This is a genomic window from Sinomicrobium pectinilyticum (assembly GCF_003725735.1).
Taxonomy (GTDB): domain Bacteria; phylum Bacteroidota; class Bacteroidia; order Flavobacteriales; family Flavobacteriaceae; genus Sinomicrobium; species Sinomicrobium pectinilyticum.
This window is the reverse complement of sequence record NZ_RJTM01000007.1, coordinates 1-1,948: the sequence shown is the minus strand read 5'-3', so window position 1 is coordinate 1,948 and position 1,948 is coordinate 1. Positions and strand designations below refer to the sequence as shown.

The window sequence follows — 1,948 nt, the reverse complement described above, 5'->3', positions numbered from 1 at the left end:
CAGAAGCTGCTGCCGTGATCAAAGAGGCATTGGACGCATGAGGACCGTGTTCTCGTTTTTTTAATTATTTAATTAGCTTCGAAACCCCGCTTCTCCGGCGGGGTTCTGATTTATAACATATCTTCCTGAAATTTGTTTTCAGGCGGCTGTGCTCGGAAAGTCAATATATCCCTTATCATTTCTGGCGGGCCCTGTACGTTACCCAAAAAGGACATGGTTTTCCCTGATCACCTTCGGGGATAGAAAAAAACAAGGAAAACTTCATCCCTACCGACACCGGTCATATACTAATTTTTTGCTGCAGTATGCCGTGGCTTGTTTGCCGGACAATAATTTCAGGGCAAAAGATGCGGATTTATGTCAAGTATATTTTCCTTACGGTACATCTCTATAAAGTCATCTGTAAAATGTGCCGCTCCGGCAACCTTTTCCGCGGTGATAATCTCTTTTACTTTCAGTTTCTTATACGCATCGAGCATGGGCACCGAAACAGGGGCATAGCTATAATGCCAAGGTTCGTATTTAAATCCCTTTCTACCGGGGTTATCCGTATAGACCAGGTAAAACCCATAGGTATTGACATTTTCGTCCAGCCATTCCTTAAGGGGGCGAAAAGGGCCGTCGCCGTGAAATTTCTTTGCATCCAGCACATCATTACCGGAATATCCGGCGGCACCGTCTATAATATCAATGTCCGTCGCCCAGTGATGCCTGGAGGTCCCGGGTATGGTAGAATATTCGATAATTTTACTTATGGCCTGTTGCGGAGCCAGGCCATCATTCGTATACTGTTTATACTTTCTCTCCCAAATACCCTTCTGCCGATAAAAATCGCGGTAACTGGATACTATTTTTATGTCCAGTTTTTCCCTGGAGGCCGCATTTTTCATCTCCAGAAAGGATTCGTAAGCTTCTTTTCTCAGGTTAATACCCTCCCCGAAAAGTTTTGGTTTTCCCTTTCCTATGAGCTCATCATAAGAATAATCACCGGAAGAGGCCAGTAGAGATGACGGCAATATGCCAATAGCCACGGTAGTAAATACGGTAGATTTTACAAAAGTTCTTCTTTTCATACAAATATACATTTAGGGAGCGGTAACCTACACTAAAATACAGGGAGCCGGATTTCTGAAAAACCTATTTCCATTGTCTCCACATCACGTAATGAGGCCCGGCAGTTTCAATAATAAATTCATCTCCGGCGACACAATACCCGAGTTTTTCATAAAACTTCACCGCGACTTTCCGGGCATTCATCCAGATAAAACCTCCCCCCCGGTTCTCCACCTCTTTCTCTGCTTCCCTTACAAGTACCTGCCCGAGGCCTTTCTTTTGGAATTCCTCTAATACCGCCATCCCTCTTAACTGAAACTGGTGCCCTTCCTCAAAAAAAGCATGGTTATTCTCCAGGATGGTCACCACCCCGGCAAGTTTTCCTCCTGCATATAATCCTATGTGGAAAGTCGTAAATGCGTCATCATTGTCAAACCTGCATGAAGAAAGGGGCAGTCCCGTACGCAAAACGGGGTGCCTCACGGGATAGGTTTCTTCTCCGCTGATCTGACGGATCGTATAGGTAACGGTTGTATCCATGAAGACTCTCAATGATAATTTTTACCAAAGATAAAATTAATCTTTTTTAACCCATTGTACATTTCAAGAGATTTTCCCGTTTTTAGTCCCGCTGCTCCCTTCAGAATCGGGGCCTGGGACGAAAGGCGGACCGGGCAAATCCGGAATTCCACCTTCGCCCAAAACAATGGTAAACACCTGAATGCAAAAACAATACTTTTTTAACAGACAGATATATTATCAGGAGGGCTTCATTTTGCTGAAAAAATCTCAATTTTTTCTTGGAAGAATCGAATCCTATTATTTATATTTGCACCGCATTTTGACAGAAATGCACTCATTGAAATAGCCATCGTATCTTTACCGGTGGAAATAA

General features: G+C 43.6%; 2 protein-coding genes. Both read right to left on the bottom strand.

Annotation, left to right across the window (positions count from 1 at the left end; all coding sequences use genetic code 11):
- Positions 1-335 precede the first annotated feature (335 nt).
- Positions 336-1,073 carry a M15 family metallopeptidase gene (locus ED312_RS01735; RefSeq protein ID WP_123214278.1) on the bottom strand — a complete coding sequence of 246 codons (738 nt, stop codon included), beginning with the start codon at positions 1,071-1,073 and terminating at the stop codon, positions 336-338.
- 64 nt (positions 1,074-1,137) lie between these two features.
- A complete protein-coding gene (locus ED312_RS01730) occupies positions 1,138-1,593 on the bottom strand; it encodes a GNAT family N-acetyltransferase (protein WP_123214277.1) in 456 nt (151 codons plus the stop codon).
- Between the last annotated feature and the right edge of the window lie 355 nt (positions 1,594-1,948).